16 protein-coding genes are annotated in these 16,518 nt (G+C 64.7%); 10 read left to right on the top strand and 6 right to left on the bottom strand.

The genetic code is table 11. From position 1 onward, the window contains the following. Positions 1-9 precede the first annotated feature (9 nt). Together QP164_RS16595 and QP164_RS16600 are read left to right on the top strand one after the other, a co-directional pair. On the top strand, positions 10-2,133 hold the full coding sequence (locus tag QP164_RS16595) for a GumC family protein (protein ID WP_333923835.1): 2,124 nt from the start codon (positions 10-12) through the stop codon (positions 2,131-2,133). Between the two features lie 100 nt (positions 2,134-2,233). After that, entirely contained in the window at positions 2,234-2,845 is a 612-nt protein-coding gene (locus QP164_RS16600; RefSeq protein ID WP_333923836.1) for a hypothetical protein, read from the top strand. Between the two features lie 121 nt (positions 2,846-2,966). Here the strand turns inward: QP164_RS16600 and QP164_RS16605 are convergent, their stop codons facing one another. After that, entirely contained in the window at positions 2,967-4,265 is a 1,299-nt protein-coding gene (locus tag QP164_RS16605) for an O-antigen ligase family protein (protein ID WP_333923837.1), read from the bottom strand. Between the two features lie 166 nt (positions 4,266-4,431). Between QP164_RS16605 and QP164_RS16610 the strand changes: the two genes are divergently transcribed. Further along, positions 4,432-4,707 (top strand): hypothetical protein, encoded by a 276-nt coding sequence (locus QP164_RS16610; protein ID WP_333923838.1) that lies wholly within the window; start codon positions 4,432-4,434, stop codon positions 4,705-4,707. A 51-nt stretch (positions 4,708-4,758) separates the two neighbouring features. Here the strand turns inward: QP164_RS16610 and QP164_RS16615 are convergent, their stop codons facing one another. Continuing rightward, the gene (locus tag QP164_RS16615; protein ID WP_333923839.1) at positions 4,759-5,259 is read right to left on the bottom strand and encodes a PilZ domain-containing protein; all 501 of its coding nucleotides are present in this window, start codon (positions 5,257-5,259) and stop codon (positions 4,759-4,761) included. 193 nt (positions 5,260-5,452) lie between these two features. On the opposite strand from QP164_RS16615, the gene QP164_RS16620 reads away from it, so the two are divergent. Then, positions 5,453-6,835, top strand: coding sequence for a sugar transferase (locus tag QP164_RS16620; RefSeq protein WP_332755780.1), 1,383 nt, complete (start codon positions 5,453-5,455; stop codon positions 6,833-6,835). A 30-nt stretch (positions 6,836-6,865) separates the two neighbouring features. On the opposite strand, the gene QP164_RS16625 is transcribed toward QP164_RS16620, so the two are convergent. Next, positions 6,866-7,792: a transglutaminase-like cysteine peptidase gene (locus QP164_RS16625; protein WP_333923840.1), complete on the bottom strand. Its 927-nt coding sequence runs from the start codon at positions 7,790-7,792 to the stop codon at positions 6,866-6,868. Between the two features lie 296 nt (positions 7,793-8,088). Here QP164_RS16625 and QP164_RS16630 point away from each other — a divergent pair, with 296 nt between their 5' ends. Continuing rightward, positions 8,089-9,534: a lipopolysaccharide biosynthesis protein gene (locus QP164_RS16630; protein WP_333923841.1), complete on the top strand. Its 1,446-nt coding sequence runs from the start codon at positions 8,089-8,091 to the stop codon at positions 9,532-9,534. A gap of 25 nt (positions 9,535-9,559) precedes the next feature. Here QP164_RS16630 and QP164_RS16635 read toward each other — a convergent pair whose 3' ends face one another. After that, the gene (locus QP164_RS16635; RefSeq protein WP_333923842.1) at positions 9,560-10,627 is read right to left on the bottom strand and encodes a glycosyltransferase; all 1,068 of its coding nucleotides are present in this window, start codon (positions 10,625-10,627) and stop codon (positions 9,560-9,562) included. A gap of 129 nt (positions 10,628-10,756) precedes the next feature. Here QP164_RS16635 and QP164_RS16640 point away from each other — a divergent pair, with 129 nt between their 5' ends. The 4 genes from QP164_RS16640 (at position 10,757) to QP164_RS16655 (ending at position 14,345) form a co-directional block, all read left to right on the top strand. Beyond that, positions 10,757-11,830, top strand: a complete 1,074-nt coding sequence (locus QP164_RS16640; protein WP_333923843.1) for a hypothetical protein — start codon at positions 10,757-10,759, stop codon at positions 11,828-11,830. A gap of 465 nt (positions 11,831-12,295) precedes the next feature. Beyond that, positions 12,296-13,006: a hypothetical protein gene (locus QP164_RS16645; protein ID WP_333923844.1), complete on the top strand. Its 711-nt coding sequence runs from the start codon at positions 12,296-12,298 to the stop codon at positions 13,004-13,006. Continuing rightward, positions 12,948-13,418 carry a hypothetical protein gene (locus QP164_RS16650; RefSeq protein WP_333923845.1) on the top strand — a complete coding sequence of 157 codons (471 nt, stop codon included), beginning with the start codon at positions 12,948-12,950 and terminating at the stop codon, positions 13,416-13,418. The genes QP164_RS16645 and QP164_RS16650 overlap by 59 nt, the downstream gene beginning before the upstream one ends. Positions 13,419-13,598: 180 nt before the next feature. Further along, on the top strand, positions 13,599-14,345 hold the full coding sequence (locus QP164_RS16655; protein ID WP_333923846.1) for a WecB/TagA/CpsF family glycosyltransferase: 747 nt from the start codon (positions 13,599-13,601) through the stop codon (positions 14,343-14,345). 108 nt (positions 14,346-14,453) lie between these two features. Here the strand turns inward: QP164_RS16655 and QP164_RS16660 are convergent, their stop codons facing one another. Further along, a complete protein-coding gene (locus QP164_RS16660) occupies positions 14,454-14,753 on the bottom strand; it encodes an alkylphosphonate utilization protein (protein WP_132742413.1) in 300 nt (99 codons plus the stop codon). After that, complete coding sequence (ung, locus tag QP164_RS16665) at positions 14,750-15,448, bottom strand: uracil-DNA glycosylase (RefSeq protein WP_435368371.1); 699 nt, start codon at positions 15,446-15,448, stop codon at positions 14,750-14,752. The genes QP164_RS16660 and ung overlap by 4 nt, the downstream gene beginning before the upstream one ends. Positions 15,449-15,643: 195 nt before the next feature. On the opposite strand from ung, the gene aguB reads away from it, so the two are divergent. Beyond that, positions 15,644-16,492 (top strand): N-carbamoylputrescine amidase, encoded by an 849-nt coding sequence (aguB, locus tag QP164_RS16670; RefSeq protein WP_333923847.1) that lies wholly within the window; start codon positions 15,644-15,646, stop codon positions 16,490-16,492. The last annotated feature ends 26 nt before the right edge of the window (positions 16,493-16,518 follow it).

Raw genomic sequence — 16,518 nt, forward strand, 5'->3', positions numbered from 1 at the left:
CTCATGGTAATGGAACGTCCGGGGGACCTGAATGGTCCTGCGATGCCGCCGAGCGGTGTCGGCGTGATTCGGTCGCTGTCTGGCGCCGTAAAGGCGATGTTCCAGCGCCGGTGGCGGACCTTTGTCGCGGTGGCGGCGACCGTGCTGGTCGTCGGCATCGCGCTCGTCATGATGATGCCCTGGCGGTACGAAGCGGTTGCGCGCGTCAAGATCGACCCGTCGGCAAACGCCGCGCTGGGTCGGATGGACGGTGAGCGCCCCGACCAGAATATCTTCGATACCGAAGTGAACGTCGTCAAGTCGCGCGACGTCGCGATCGGCGTCGTTCGCAAGCTCGGGCTCGCCAATCGGGCCGACCTGACCAAGGGCCTGCCGGAATTGCCGCGCAATCCGACCCCGGAACAAGAGCAGAAGCGGGTCGACATGATCGCCTCGCGGTTGCTGTCGAAGATCTCCGCCGACCGTGACAAGATGACGTACGTCGTCAACATCGGCTACACCGCGGCAGATCGTTTGCTCGCGGCCGAGGTCGCCAACGGCTTTGCCAGCGAATATATCGCGTACAGCCGCGGCCAGCGAACCGGCGCGGCGTCGCGGGAAACCAGCTATCTCGATCAACGTCTGGCCGCGCTGAATCAGCAGGCTGCGTTGGCGGATGCACGGCTCGCGCAATATCGCGCCCAGGCCGGTATCGTCGGCGGCGGATCGTCGACCGTGACGGATCAGCAGATCAGCCCGCTTGCGGGTCAGCTTGCGACCGCCGAGTCCGAAGCCGCTGCGGCGCAGGCTCGCCTGGCAGTCGCCGGCAGCCAGATCGCGTCCGGCGGCATCGATGCGGTTTCGGCCGTGCTCGATTCGAAGGTCATCGCCGATCTCCGTTCGCAGCGGGCGCAGATCGTCCAGCGTCAGGGCGAGGTGCTGTCGCGGTACGGAGCGCGGCATCCCGAGAGCGTGAAGATCAAGGAGCAGCTTTCCGCGATCGACAAGCAGATCCAAGACGAGGCCAATCGCAACATCGGCGGGCTTCGCAGCGAAGCCAGTGCCGCCGCGGCGCGGGCCGGCAGCCTGCGCAGCGAAATGGGCAAGCTTCGCGGCCAGCAGTCCAGCGATACGCGCGCCTCCGCGCTCGCGGAAACCTACCAGCGTCAAGCCGACGCGGCGCATGCGGCGTATAATCGTCTGGCTGAGCAGGCGCAGACGATGAACCAGGTCGCGCGCAGCTCGCTGACGCAGGCGCAGATCATCGAGTCGGCGGTGCCGCCGTCTGCGCCCACGTCGCCGAACCGGCCGATGCTGGTGATCCTCACGATCATCGCCGCGATCGGTGCGGGCATCGTCGTGATCGGCGCACAGGAAGTGCTGGCCAAGGGTCTGTACTCGATCGACGATCTGGAACAGCTTGGCCTCCCGGTGCTCGCGACGATCCCCAAGTTGCGGCCCGGGCGCGGCTCGGCAAAGCATTCGCCGGCAACGTATCTGATCGACCGTCCGATGAGTGCCTATGCCGAAGCGTTTCGCACGCTCCGGCGTTCGATCGGCCCCGCCAAGAGCGTGGCGATCGTGTCCACGCTTCCCAACGAAGGTAAGACGAGCAGCGCGCTGGCGCTGGCCCGGATCTGCGCGATGTCGAAGGAGCGCGTGCTGCTGATCGATGCCGATCTGCGTCGGGCGGGCTTGATCGAAGCAGCCGGCATCAAGCCCGAGCGTGGCTTGGTCGAGTTGCTGCGCGGCGAGGCTTCGCTTAGCGACGTGATCATCCCCGATGCCGTCCCTGGGCTGGATCTCATTCCGGTCGCGAACAGCTCGTTCATCGCCGAGGATCTGTTTGCGGGCAACGCGCTGTCCAATCTGATCGCGTCGCAGATGGATCGCTACGATCGGATCGTGATCGATACGCCGCCGCTGCTGGGTGTCGCCGACGCGCGGTCGGCGGCCAATGTGGCCGAGCGAACCGTGATCGTGGTGAAGTGGGGTGCGACGCCGGAGAATGCGGTTCGCAGCGCGCTGGCGTGGCTGAGTCATGACGGCGTCGATGTCGCCGGTGCGGTCTTCTCGATGGTCGAGATTTCGTCCGAGGCGTATGGCGGGATGTACTACTCCAAGAAATACGCCAACTATTACAATGCGGACTGACCCTTTCGGGGCACAGTCTTCGGCGATCGCTACGCGGCGGGGCGGAGGGGCGGTCCCCCTCCGGCCCGGCGACTATGATGCGCCGTATGCGAGCCACTGGATGCAGCGCGCCGCTATCGCGGTTCTGGTAGCGGCGCTGTGTCTGGCGCTGGTCAATCTTGTCACCGAACTCCGTGTCGCGGCAATGCGAACCGCACTCGATGCGCAGCAATCCGAGGCGGAGGTCGCATGGCCTTGGCTGATCGACGATCGACCCGCCGCGATGCTCGCGCCCCGCACTGCGCTGCTGCGGGGGATGCTGCGGACCTATGATGCGTTGGACGAACCTGCGCCGCGTCGCGCTGTGATGCTGGCGGACGCGGCGGTAGATCTGGCGCGGACGCGGGCCGTTCGGACCTGGTGGGCCGAAGCGGATGTGGCGCAGTCGTATCGGGCGTTGCTGGCGGACGGACCGGACTCGCCTGCCGCGCTGGCGGGGCTGGTGCGGAGCTACGAATCGGCGCCGTTCCTGCGCGGTGGGGCACCGTGGCGGATACGCTATGGCGCGGCCTTGTGGGCAAAGCTTTCAGCGGCCGATCATGCCCGGATCGTGGACGAGACGGTCTGGCTCGCGGGTGCGTCGGGGCGAACCTATGGCTACGCAACCGGACTGGTGGCCGGGACCCCGGCCGAAGCGCCGGTGGCAGCGAGACTCGCCGAGACGACGCGCTAGACCGATAGCAAGCATGATGGTGGTGCGGGGCGGGAACGAAGATCGTTCGGTTCCCGGTGCCGGCGTCCTATGATGATCGCCGAAGCTGCGCCGCAATCGATCCCGGCGGCGGCACCGTCGATTATGCCATCGTCACGGGCTGTCTCACCGAGCCACCCCAGACGGTTCCGATCAGGAACGCCGCGAGCGATGCGAAGGCCGGTATATCGAGCGTGATATCGACGCTGGCACAAGCGAGGATGACGCCGATCGCCGATATCGAGGCTCGGATCATCGGTTGCCGCCGGATTGCCGATGACCGGATCGCGGGCCAGGCGAGCGATCCCGCCGCGGTCAGGATCAATACCAGATAGGGCCATCCGCCGACCAGCAGCAGCGAAAGGAATAGGTTATGCGGCGAGTGGACGAACCATATCCGCGCCGCGTCCGTCGTCGACGAGAGCGCGTGGAGCGTGATGTCGTCGAGTCCGCCGGGTCCGACGCCCCAGGGATGCGCGAGCACGATCCTGCCGTAGAACGCCCAGATCCTGGTCCGTTCGATACCGTCGGTCGACACCGTCTGAAACCTGTCGCTGACGACATCGCCGACCAGGAACAGCATGACTGCGACGCCGGTCGCGAGCGCCGCCAGCAGCAAGACGATGTAGCGGGTCCGCTGTCGGGCCTGTTCCCGCAACTCCTGGTCGAATATCGTCGCGAGCAGAAGGGCCACCAGGGTTGCCGCCAACGCGGTCCGCGACGCGGTGATCGCACACGCGCCGATCCCCGCCAGCAGTGCGACAGGGGCGGCGATCATGATCGGCAGCGGGGCAGGATCGAGCCTTCGGGGCAGCAAGGTGAGAAATCGTCCGAGACCAAGCACCGCAAGGATGCCGAACAGACATCCGGCGGCGTTCGCGTTCAAGATCGTCCCAGTGAAGCGACCCGCGAGGAAGCCCTTGTCATAGCCCCAGACCCGGCTCGGATCGGCTTCGTTCATCGCAAACCCGGCCGCCAGCAGGATCAGCGAGAGCATGATCCAGGTATCGAGCGAGACGCGCGCGCCGCCCGGTCGCCACGCCACCGCCGACGCGGCGACAAGGACCGCAACGCCGCCGATATAGCGGACGACGCCGCCACGATTGAGATCCGGGGCGATCCAGCCACGATGGAGCAGATCGACGCCAGGCATCGTGCCGGAGGCGAGCCACACGGCGGCAAGACCGAGCACCGCCAGCGGCGGTGCCAGACGCCGCCAGAACGTCGACGGCGGCGCTACCAGGAGCAAGACCAGGATCGTCGCCAGGATTTCCACAGCCGCGGCGGCGGCGGCCAGCAAGGGGCCGTCGGCGGCCAGAGCCATCATCTGGCCGAACAGGACGACGGGGACGATCACTGCGGCAATGCGGGTCCGACGATCCGACCCGGAGCGCGTCATCATGCTATCCTCTTGCTTTATCGCGCTAAGGTCGGCGAATTGTTCGCGGTCATAGAGCCGAGCCTGGAATACTCCAGCGCTTTTGGCGGGCCACCAGCGCACCGGCGATGTGCCATTCCAGGACCGATTCCGATCTTGCAATGCGAAACGATCGCGCCAGTGTGAGGCCATGTCGATCCGCTGTGTATTTGGTCATCAAGCCCGTGCGAGCCAGCGCAATGCCGGGCTTTGCGTCGGTGTTTGCGATCATTGCGCAGCCACCGTCATCAGCACGGCCGGCGGGCGCTGGTGGAAGCTGTCCAGCCACTACCGCATCGTCTGGGCCGAACGCGGACGGCACGCGGTGTCACCGTATGAGGCATTGCGAAAGGCCCGCCGGCGCGCGTCGCCGCTGCACCGGCTGCGACCATCGCGCGATACATTCGGTGGCTATCACATCAACTAAATCAGCTGCGGCCGGCGCGATGCGGACGCCGGCACACCACCGGCGTCGGGATCAAAAGGCGGTGAATCCCCAGATCAGCAATGCCCAGCCGGCGATCGAGACGGCGGCTATGATAGTCATGGTGGACCGCGGCGAAGGCCCCACACGGCGGACATCGGAAGCGCGGTCGGCATCGGTCGTGCCGGTCGCGACCGAATCGGGAGCAATCGGATTTGCACCGACCGGGAGCGTAACGACGTTTTCCTCGAACGCCGCGCTGACCCGGCCACGCGGCAACGACGTCATGAACACGCAGCCATAGCCGGTTGCGCTGCGCCGGACGACGCGCGCCTCGACACTGCCGACGCCGGCGATGCCGATCGTGATCTGCTCGTCGGGCAGCAACGTCTCGTCGGTCTCGATACGACATCCGTCGCGCGTGAGATCGGCAATCCGAATGACCAGCTGGGCGCGATTCTCGCCACGCAACGTGCCCGAACGGCCTAGCGGCACGCGCGGTTCGCTTCGCAAGTCGGTCGTGTTTACTTTGGCCTGGGAACGCATGGCACGCATAAAGTCCTCCGGTCTCCCGACCTAATTGCGCGCGGTTAATAAAGTGTTCAGCGACACCCAAAACTGTCCCGATTTCACCGTATGTGTTGGAATGGGTTGGCAAACAACTCCGTTGACTACGCCGCCAAGGCACCTATCAACGCACCCGGATTGGGTAGTTTCCCGGTCTCGCGTGGTGGTTGGAGGGTAATTCATGAATCGTACGGCCGACGATTCCGCTATTGGCGTACACGCGAAAACCGGGATGGTGCGGGCCTCGGCACACATGGTGCGTATCCGCATTTATGCATTGCTGCTCGCGCTGGACGTGACCGCGATTATCCTCGGCGTGGTGATGGCGATACCGTTGCGTGTGACGCATGCAAATTGGTTTGGCGTGCTGATACTCCTCCTGCCGCTGTTCGTGACGATCTCGTTCAATTCGAAGGCCTATTCGGTCGATGCACTCCATTCGACCGAGACCGGTATTTGGGCGAGCCTGCAGTCGTTGTTTCTTTCCTACACGCTGTTATTTCTCACTTATTACCTGTTCAAGGTCGACCCTTTGGCGTCGCGGCTCATCATGATCTGTTCCGCGGTTGCGGCGGCGATCCTGATGTATGGTTTCCGTGAGGTCGTCGGCCAGTGGCTGATCCCGTATCTGGGCACGGCCGTCACGGCCGAGATCCTTATCGTCGACCGAGTTTCGCTCGGCGACAGGGCCAGTATCACGACTGTCGATGCGGAGGCGTTGGGGCTTCGTCCGGATCTGCAGGATCCGACGATGCTCAATCGGTTCAGCCAGGTCATTCGCGGGCTCGACCGTGCCGTCATCCTGTGTCCGCCGGACGCGCGTCGGGCTTGGGCGATGATGCTGAAGGGGGCCGGCGTCCGGGGCGAGATCATCGTCGAGGATGTCGACGAACTGCGCCCGATCGGCGTCGGGGCCCTCGATGGCCGTTTCACGCTCGGGGTATCCGCAGGGCCGCTCACGTTGCGTAACCGGGCGATGAAGCGCGCCTTCGACGTGGCGGTTTCGGCGGCTGCGCTGATCGCGATGTTCCCGGTCCTGTTGCTGATCGCGATCGCCATCAAGGTCGACAGCCCCGGCCCGATATTGTTCCGGCAGCGGCGCGTGGGGCGTGGCAACGCCTTTTTCGATATCCTGAAGTTCCGCAGCATGCGCGTCGAGAGCAGCGATGCCGACGGTGCTCGCTCGACCCAGCGCGACGACAATCGCATCACTCGCGTCGGGCGGCTGATCCGAAGCACCAGCGTCGATGAGTTGCCGCAGCTGATGAACGTCCTGCTGGGCCATATGAGCATCGTCGGACCGCGACCGCATGCGCTGGGGTCGCTGGCTGGAGAGGATCTGTTCTGGGAGGTCGACGAGCGATATTGGCATCGCCATGCGCTGAAGCCCGGCATTACCGGTCTGGCGCAGGTCCGTGGATTCCGGGGTGCGACGCACACCCGCGACGATCTCGTCCTGCGTCTTCAGGCCGATCTTGAATATGCCGATGGCTGGCGACTGAAGCGCGACCTGATCATCATATTCGCGACGTTCAAGGTGCTCGTTCACAAAAACACCTATTGAAGATAGGCGGTTGAGCGTGGGCGGTGGCCGTCAGGATCGGTCGGTATCGGCCGTATCACTCGTCGCCAGCGCGATCTGCCGTTCCGACAGCGGCTGGCGCCAGGCTTTCGATCCTGCGAACGCCTGTACGGAAAGCCACGTATAGCCGCTCTTGTACCAGGGCCGCAGATAGGGCGTGCGGCTGTCAAGAACCTGATCCCCGTCGCGAGTCCGCGCTACCAGGACCGTGTGAAGGCCGACCGCCGGCGCATAAACCACGGCCAGCGACAACCGGCTTTTGGGAAAGCCGGCGCTGATCAGCTCCGCCTGTTTCTCGAGGGCCATGTCCTCGCAATCGCCGGCGGCGCCGTCATACGCGCCGCTCGCGTGCCACACCTCCTCGCGCCCGTAGATCGCCAGATCGGTAGCCTGGCGGACGATCCGGTTGACGCGCACGTTGATCTGTCGAAGCAGTTGTTGCTCGTCGATATCTGGCGACATCGGTGTCGGCGCCGGATGCGGCATCGGCGCGAGTATCGGTGTCGAATCGACCCTGTAGACGAAGGCGAGCGCCGGCGGCGGGGTGTACGATCCGATCGTGAGCGTGAATCCCCCGACGCGATCGTTGAGCATCGGCCCATGAACTGCGACCGAAAACAGGGACTGACGAAAAGCGACAGCCGGGGCGAGCACAGGCAGGACGTGGCGGGCGGCGACGATAGCGCCCGTCGCGCCGATCGAGGCACCGACCGGCGTATGAACGTCGACCGAGTCTGCGGATGCGGCGAGCGATGATGCCGCGGGGTCCCCGTCACACTCGACCGGCGTCTGCGCGCACATCGCGAGATAGCCTCTCGGTGCCTCGGCACTGCCGCCCAGTATCAGGAAGGGAGACGGTTTCGGCGACGCAAGCGCAGGCTGCATCACGATGCACTGCGCCGTCAGGCCGTAGAGCAAATGCCGCTTCAGTCGTGCCACGCACGTTCTCCGACCAACTTAAGGGCCGAGTGCTAGCGGTCGTCTATCAATATAGTGTTCCGGCACGTGGTTAATCTCGATCAAAGTGTCCGGTAACGCGGGTATGGCCGCGGCACGGGTATTTCGTCGCCCTCTCGGCACGGGGCCATCGGTCAGCCTATGTCGGCCGCGACCCGGCCGAGAGGTCGTCTCAGCCGCACGGTCGGCCGTGTATTATCGTGACATCGTCGGCTGAGACGCTAGGGGGACGCGCGGGAGAATAGATGATGGCGGACAACGGATACAAAGCACGCGTCATGTCGGGCGCTTTGAGCACCGGCGCCGCGCAGGTCATCCGCATCGTCCTCACCTTTGCCAGCACGATCATCGTCGCGCGGCTGTTGTCGCCGAGCGACTACGGAACCTATGCGATGGCGGCGCCGGTCATCGGCTTTGCAATGCTGTTTCAGAATATCGGTTTCGATCATGCGATCGTGCAGGCGGACGAGGTGGACGACGTTCAGCTGTCGTCGCTTTTGTGGTTGAACGTCGGGTTGTGCGCGGTGACGTCGATCATTCTGGTCGCCATCTCGCCGCTCGTCTCCGTCTTCTATCACAATTCGGCCAGCGGCGTCCTCGTTGCGGCGTCGGCGCTGTTGCTGCTCTCGACCGCGCCGAACCCGCTGTACAACGCGATGCTGAACCGATCGATGCGGTTTCACGCCCAGAGCCTGGTCGAGATCGTCAGCAGCGTCGCAGGCTTTGCCGCAACCGTCATCGCCGCGATCGTCCTGCGCTCCTATTGGGCCCTGTGGATCGGCTCGCTGCTGTCGACCATCGCCAATACCGCCATGTTCATGATCCTCGAACGATGGCGGCCGAAATTCGTGTTTCGCTGGAGCGCGATCCGAACGATGGTCGGCTTCGGTGGCGGCGTATCGGCGGCGAACATCTCGGTTTTCGTCACCCGCAACCTCGACAACGTGCTGCTCGCGCGATTCTGGGGTGCAGCGCCGCTTGGTCTCTATGACCGCGCCTACAAGCTGATGCTGTTCCCGCTGCAGAATTTCACCGGGCCGATGTCGCGCAACGTCCTGCCCGTGCTGGCGCGAACCCGTGACGATGGCGAGCGGTTTCGACGCGCCTTCATGCTGTTCCTCCAGGCGCTCACCGCCGTCGCCGTGCCGGGTATCCTGGTCGCCGCGGTGGCAGCGGAGGATGTGGTTCAGGTGCTGATGGGCCCGCGCTGGAGCAGCGCCGCGCCGATCTTTCGCTGGCTCGCCGCGGCCGGCGCGCTGCTGATCGTCAACGATGCCGTGCTGTCGCTGTTCATCGCGACGACGCGTACCAGGGCGCTGGTCCGGTGGAGCCTGTTCTCGGCGGTGACCGTCATCATCGGGTTCGTGGCCGGACTGCCCTGGGGACCGCTCGGCATGGCGATCGCCTATTTCGTGGGTGAGGCGATCCGCGCGCCGGCGCTGTTCGTCGCCGCAACGCGCGGTACGTCGGTGCGAGTCCGCCATCTGTTCGGTCTACACGTGGTCACGGTGTTCGCGCTGGTGGCGGATCTTGCGGTCATGGCGGTGCTACCGACGACGCTGCCGGCGGTCGTCCGTCCCGGCGTGCTCCTCATCGTCAGTTACACAGCGTCGATCGCGGCCCAGTTCCTGTCCCCGTTCGGGCGCGAGCTGATGTCGATCGGGATGCGCTGGGTGGGGCAAAGCGGTCGGTCGCTGTTCGTGACGTTGCGCCGGCCGCGCTAGCGGCACGGCGCAATCGCTGCTGGCCTCAAACGGCGGCGCGGTTCGTCGCGGCGGCGTATGCGTCGAGCGTCTGGTGCGCGAGCAGGGTCGGGTCCATCCGGCTGAGGTCGGGCGTGGCGGCGCGTGGCTTTGCCGCCAACTCGACCGCTACTGCCAGCGCGGCAGCGGGCTCGCCCTCGAACACCCCCAGCCATTCCGATCCGACCACCGCCTGAAGGTCGCGCATGGTGGGGGTGTCGCGCACCACGACCGGCGTGTTCAACGACAAGGCGAGGATGGCCGCGCCCGAATGGAGCGCGGTGCCGAGATCGTAGGGCAGCACGACCACATCGGCGAGTGCATGGAGCCCGGCGACCGCATCGTCCTCGATGCGTCGTTCGATCAGCTCGACGCCCGGCGTCTCCGCCAGCGCGTGAATCTCCTCGCGGAACGCCTGCGTTCCACGGATTTCTCCAGCGATGATGAGTCGTTCGCCCGCTGCACGCTCGCCGAACGCCCGCATCAGGCCGTCGACGTTCTTGTAGCGCCGCAACTGGCCGAACGTCATGAATGTGAGCGCGCGGCCAGTAGCGAGCGGGGCAGCGGGCGCTACGGGCGCAGCTGCGGGATAATAGCCGATGTAATGCGAATGCAGGATCACCCGCGCGGGCGTTTTGGCAAGTTCGGGAAACCGCGCCTGAACCGATTCGAGCGCCGAAGGGCTGAGGCTGATCACCAGATCGATCATTCGGTTGAAGCGCGCCAGGAACCAGCGGTAGAGCCGGCCCGCCTCCGGACGATCATGCGCACCGAGATCATGCGCGGTCCATACGATCCGCGCGCCACGCGCCTTCGCCAGCCTGAGCAGCGAAAACTCCTTGAGGACATCGGCGATCATGGCCACCCGTCCGGCATCCCACCTGACGAGAAACTCCGGCCAGTGGATGTGGATGACATCGGGCGCCTGCGTCGCGATGGCATGGCGCGTATACGGGATGATGCGGACGGGAAGCCCCGACATCCCGTCGTAGAGCAGCTTCGTATAGGGATTCTCACCCGATGTTGCAGATGCCGCTTGGGCAATGATGCGCAATTCGCGCGGCGTCGTCGTCATTTTGGGGAGGGCCCTCGAAATCGATCGAACGATGCATTTGCATCGGCGAATGGAAGGGGATCGGACGCGTCCGCTACATACGCGTCTGATTGCGCTCACTATAACGGAGACGCATCGAAGGGAACAGTCGTGACGAAAAGAGTGAATTCGCGGTTCGGCCCGGCGCTTGCTCTGGCAGGCGCAAGCCTGGTGCTGACGACATCGAGCCCGGCCCAGACGACCACGCGGCAAGCCGCCGACCAGCCGTTTGCCGATACGAGCATATGGAACACGCCGCTGGGGCGTGGTGCGGTATTCCAGTCCGATACCGCGGCCGAAACGGCGATGATCCACAGCGATGACGTGGGTTACCATAGCGGGTCTTACGCCTGGATCGCGGTCGGAGCCTTTGGCGTGTACCGCGCCAAGGAGAGCGACCCGCTCGTGCGGTGGACGTTCGAACGACGCTCGGCGACCGCGGCCTGGCCGGCGGGTGGAGCGATGACCAATGGCTCGATCGACCTGCGAACGCCGTCCTCGGTACAGTTTCTCGGTGGCAGCGACGGACATGCCGTCTTGATCGATCCGACCGGGCAGGTGGCGTATGAGGCCTGGATCGGCAAATGGGATTCGGCGCATCGGACGATCCACGCAAACTATCTGGTACGCGTCGATCTGAAGGGATCGGGCATCGCCAGCGGCGAGGGGCGATCGGAAGGGATTCGCGGCTTCGGCGGATCGCTGCTCGGCGGACTGGTGCGGTGCGAGGAATTGCGGCGCGGTGAGATCCCGCATGCCGTCGCGATGGTCTTCAGCACGACGATGTTGCGCAAATCACCGACCATGGCGGGCCAGAAGGTCTGGCCGGCGAGCATGAGCGATGGCGGCGGCAAGAACAACTACGCGGGACTTGTGCCGATGGGCGCGCTGATCGGGATCCGACCCGATGTCGATATCGCATCGCTGGGATTGACCCGCGAAGGTGCTGCGCTGGCTCGTGCCTACCAGCGGTTCGGCGGGTATGTCGTCGACGCGTCGGTGGGATCGGAAACTTTGGCTGTGACCGAGACCGGCTGCGACAAGGCGGCAACCAGCAATCTGTTCAAGGACGTCCGCAAGGTCAGGGACAAGCTTGTTCGCGTTCTTAACAACAGCCCAACGACCGTGGGGGGCTCGGGGAAGCGCGTCGCGTCTGCTCCGCCGCCGCTAGACACATCCCGCTAGCGGCGGTTTTGCGTCGGTCACAGCAGGTATGTAATCGCTCCAGCCCAGACTGTTATACCGACGAGCACAGCGCCCAACAGGGACATGGCACCTTGAGCGGACGGAGCCTCTCGGATGACGGTCTGGTGATTATTCATACCCACTCCATTGGTAAGCCGGTATCCCGGTCTCGTTTCCATATGTGTCCCAAACGCGGACACATGAGCAAGGTTCACCATCTTGCTGGCGTTGACAAGACTTTTTTACAATTTTTTTACAGCAGGTTAAAAGCCGATGTAGAAAACTTCGATTCCACGCCGAGCGGTCGGGTTTCCGATGTCTCGCAGCGAGGCCTTGCAAGGCGTTGCGTGCACCCCCGTCAACGTTCGCGAGCACGGTGCTTCACCCCGCCGGACATGCGAGTATCAGGCACGCCGATCTGGTGTCGTTCCGCTCGCAGCGACCGGTTTGCACAGCGTCTGCTTCGTGGACGACTCGACCGAACCGCAGTACCGCCGCTCGCGCGGTGAAAACCTGAATTTTTTTACGAGGATGAGCATGGCACGTTGGTCCGCAAAGGCTGCCTCATATCTGGACTTCAGAATTGGTCAGATCCGCGAAGCCTTGCTTGCGGTTCGCGCGCCGCTGCTGGCGAGGCGCCCGGGCGTTCGGCACACGCCCTTGCGCATGGCGGGTGTCGAGGGGCTCTGCAATCCGAGCATTCTGCGGTGGCAGGAAAAATGGCTCGTCGCGGCGCGGCGGCCGAATTATCGCATGACGGCGCAGGGGGCCTATGTCGTGCCCGGCGGGATCGACAATCTCGCGTCGGAAACCTGGCTGGTCGAGTGCGATGACTCCCTCAATCCCGTCGCGGCCGTTCTTCTCGACGACCATGTCGCGCGGTCGACAGTGCCCGAGGCGCGGAACGGTTTGGAAGATCCACGCCTCTTCATCGATCAGGGGCGGCTCTTCGGACTATGGAGCGCGCTGCAACTCGCCCCGCAGGCTGCCGTCCCCGATCAGGAAGGCGCAGTGATGCCGGACTGGACGGGAACCCGCAACACGATGTGCATCGCCGAGATCCGCGACACGGATGTCGGCCCGCTCCAGCTGTTGCCCTCGCCGCACGGCGCTCTGCGTGAAAAACTGGATGCCCGTGCTGGACGCGGAGCAGCCGACGTTCCTGTACCGTCTTGAAGACATGCAGGTCTATGCGTTCGATGGCGAGCGTCTGGCGAAGCGATATCGGCGTTCGACCCGTATTCCCGCGCTGGCCAACTGGTCCGGGTCGTCTCAGATCATTGCGTGGGGTGGAAATTGGCTGTGCGTGGCGCATCTGGCGGCGCGCAAATTGACGGCAAGCTTGCCGAAGATGGAGCCGCTCTATCCTCATCGGTTCGTCGTCCTGGATCCCGACTGGAATGTCGTCGGTATGTCCGAGCCGTTTTTCTTCGAAAAGCGCGGTATCGAGTTCTGCGCGGGGTTGGCGGAGCACGATGGCAGGGTCGTCATGTCCTATGGTCTCGGCGACAAGGCGAGCGCCCTCGTCTCCATGGAAAAGAGCGCAGTATTGGCCATGATCAAGCCGGTCCCGCACGCCGCGCAATAGTGATCCCGGCATGCCATGTTCGGGAAAGATCGAACGAAGGTCGTGGCTTGCACTATGGCGATCCGCTGATAGGGACGCCGACCATAGGAATAATTGAGACGGTACGGGATGACGGGGCAGGGTGGTCTGCCCGGTCGTCTACCGTGGTGCGAGGATGACGATATAGTGCGAAGTACAACGATGCCGGTGCACGACGACAAGGCATTCCTGGGGTTCCGCTTCGCGCAGGGGAGCCACGAGGCATTGACCCGTCGTATCGAAACGCTGTCCCGACAGTCCTACGGCTTCGTCATCACGCCGAACGTCGATTTCGTGACCCGGGCCGATCAGGATCCCGCGATCAAAGCGGTGTACGACCATGCCGCCCTGCAGATCTGCGACAGCCGGGTCCTGGCAAAGCTGGCCGGGATGACCGGCGTAGCGCTCGACGTCTATCCCGGTTCGGATCTCGTCGCCGATCTGCTGGCAAATAACATGATGCATAATATCGGTATCATCGGACCCAGCCACGATGACTGGCGAACGTTGGTGGCGCGTTTTCCCAAGGCACGAACCACCTTCATCGCATCACCGGGCAGCATGGCGGTGGGGAGCGAGGCCTGGTCTGCCTGTCTGCACGACGCTGCGGATGCCGATTGGGACATCCTGCTCGTGTGTTTCGGCTCGCCCAAGCAGGAACGATTCGCCGACGCGCTGACCGCGTTTCGGCAGCGGCCCGGCGTGGCGTTGTGCGTTGGTGCGTCGATCGATTTCCTGACTGACCGCCAGCGCAGGGCGCCGGTCTGGATGCAAAAATCCGGCGTGGAATGGTTGCATCGCCTGATGTCGAATCCTGCGCGGTTGTGGCGGCGCTATCTGATCGATTGCCCCCGGATTTTCCGCCTTGTCCTCCGCGAAAAGGCCGGTCGGCGGGCATCCGGCATCTGACCATTGTGATGTCCCTGTGATGCGATGGATCGGGCACTACCCCGACTTTGGCGACGCGATCGGATGTCCACCATCTCATCGCACATCGACGGCGCCGTGGTTGCAGTCTTACCGTTTCCGAACGAATTCCGCGCGCAGCACCAGCCCCTTGATGCCCTCGTACCGACAGTCGATCTCCTGCGCGTCGCCGGTTAGCCGGATCGACTTGATCAGCGTCCCGCGCTTGAGCGTCTGGCCAGCGCCCTTCACGGTCAGGTCCTTGATCAGCGTCACCTGATCGCCATCCGCCAGCACGTTGCCGACCGAATCCCGCACCACGACCGCGCCGTCATCCACCGCCACCGCGGTCGTAGCACCGCCGGCGACCCATTCGCCGGTTGCTTCGTCATAGGTGTATTCGTCACTCATCGGTCGGTCTCCGGCAGCGCCCAATCGATCGGGGTGCGCCCATGGGTTTCGAGAAAGGCGTTGGCCCGGCTGAACGGCCGCGATCCGAAGAACCCGGTTCGCGCGGCCAGCGGCGACGGGTGCGCGGACTGGATCACCAGGTGTCGCCCGCCCTTTTCGATATCGTCGACGAACGCCGCCTTCTTCTGCGCATACGCCCCCCACAGCAGGAACACGACCGGTTTGTCCTGCGCGTTCACCGCCGCGATGACGGCGTCGGTAAATTGCTCCCAGCCGCGCTTCTGGTGCGACGCCGCCTCGCCCATCCGCACGCTCAGCACTGCGTTGAGCAACAGCACGCCCTGCGCGGCCCAGTGATCGAGCATGCCATGGCGCGCTCGCGGGATCCCGAGATCCGCCTCCAGCTCCTTGTAGATATTCACCAGGCTCGGCGGTGTCCGCACGCCCTTCCGCACCGAGAAGCTGAGGCCATGCGCCTGCCCCTCGCCGTGATACGGATCCTGCCCCAGGATCACGACCCGCACCTGATCGAGCGGGGTAAGCTCCAGCGCCCGAAACCGATCCGCATCCTCCGGAAACACCCGAGCCCCAGCCGCCCGCTCGCCCTCCAGAAACGCATCGAGCGCCTGCATATACGGCGCCTCAAGCTCGGCTTGGAGCGACTGCCAGCTTGCGGGGAGGGTGGGTGTCATCATCCCCGGCGCATGTCGGACAGGGCAGGGGAGTGTCAATCGTCCCACTCGTTCCCCCGCGAAGGCGGGGGTCCAGGGTCTCACAGGGCAACGCCCGTAACCCTGGACCCCGCTTCCGCGGGGGAACGGCGACGGTGCGGGTCTCGATGCGAAGCGAAAGGCTCGCACTCCACGGCGCGTCACCTTATATGCGCCGCCATGACCGAGATCACCGTCGCCGCGCTGCAGCTGGGCTTCACGCCCAACATCGACCGCAACATCGCCAACGTGTCGCGCCTCGTCCACGAGGCCGCCGCAAAGGGCGCGCAGGTGATCCTGCCGCCCGAGCTGTTCGAAGGCGAGTATTTCTGCCGCGTCGAGGACGAGAGCCTCTTCGCCAACGCCGCCCCCGTCGGCGAGCACAAGGCGGTCCTCGCGATGCAGGCGCTAGCCGAGGCGCTCAAAGTGACCATCCCGACCAGCTTCTTCGAGGCGGACGGCCCGCATCATTACAACAGCCTGGCCATGATCGGCCCCGACGGCAACATCCAGGGCGTCTACCGCAAGAGCCACATCCCCGACGGCCCCGGCTATGAGGAGAAGTTTTACTTCCGCCCCGGCAACACCGGCTTCAAGGTCTGGCCGCACCCGGCAGGCAAGCTCGGCGTCGGCGTCTGCTGGGACCAATGGTACCCGGAGACCGCACGCGCGATGATGCTGATGGGCGCGGAAGTGCTGTTCTATCCGACTGCGATCGGCAGCGAGCCGCACGATACGTCGCTCGACACCGCCCGCCTGTGGCGTCGCGCGATGGTCGGCCACGCGGTCAGCAACGTCGTGCCCATCGTCGCCGCCAACCGCGTCGGCGTCGAGCACGGCCAGACCTTCTACGGCACCAGCTTCATCGCCGACGAGCGCGGCGATATCCTGGCGGAGTTAGGCCGCGACGACGAAGGCGTCATCACCGCGACGATCGACCTCGACATCGTCAAGCGCCACCGCGCCGCGTTCGGCTTCTTCCGCGACCGCCGCCCGGATCTGTACGGCCGGCTGGTCCAGGATATCTGACGCCCCCATCCTCCCCTGCAAGGGGA

This window comes from Sphingomonas sp. LR59 (assembly GCF_036855945.1).
In the GTDB taxonomy this organism is placed as follows: domain Bacteria; phylum Pseudomonadota; class Alphaproteobacteria; order Sphingomonadales; family Sphingomonadaceae; genus Sphingomonas.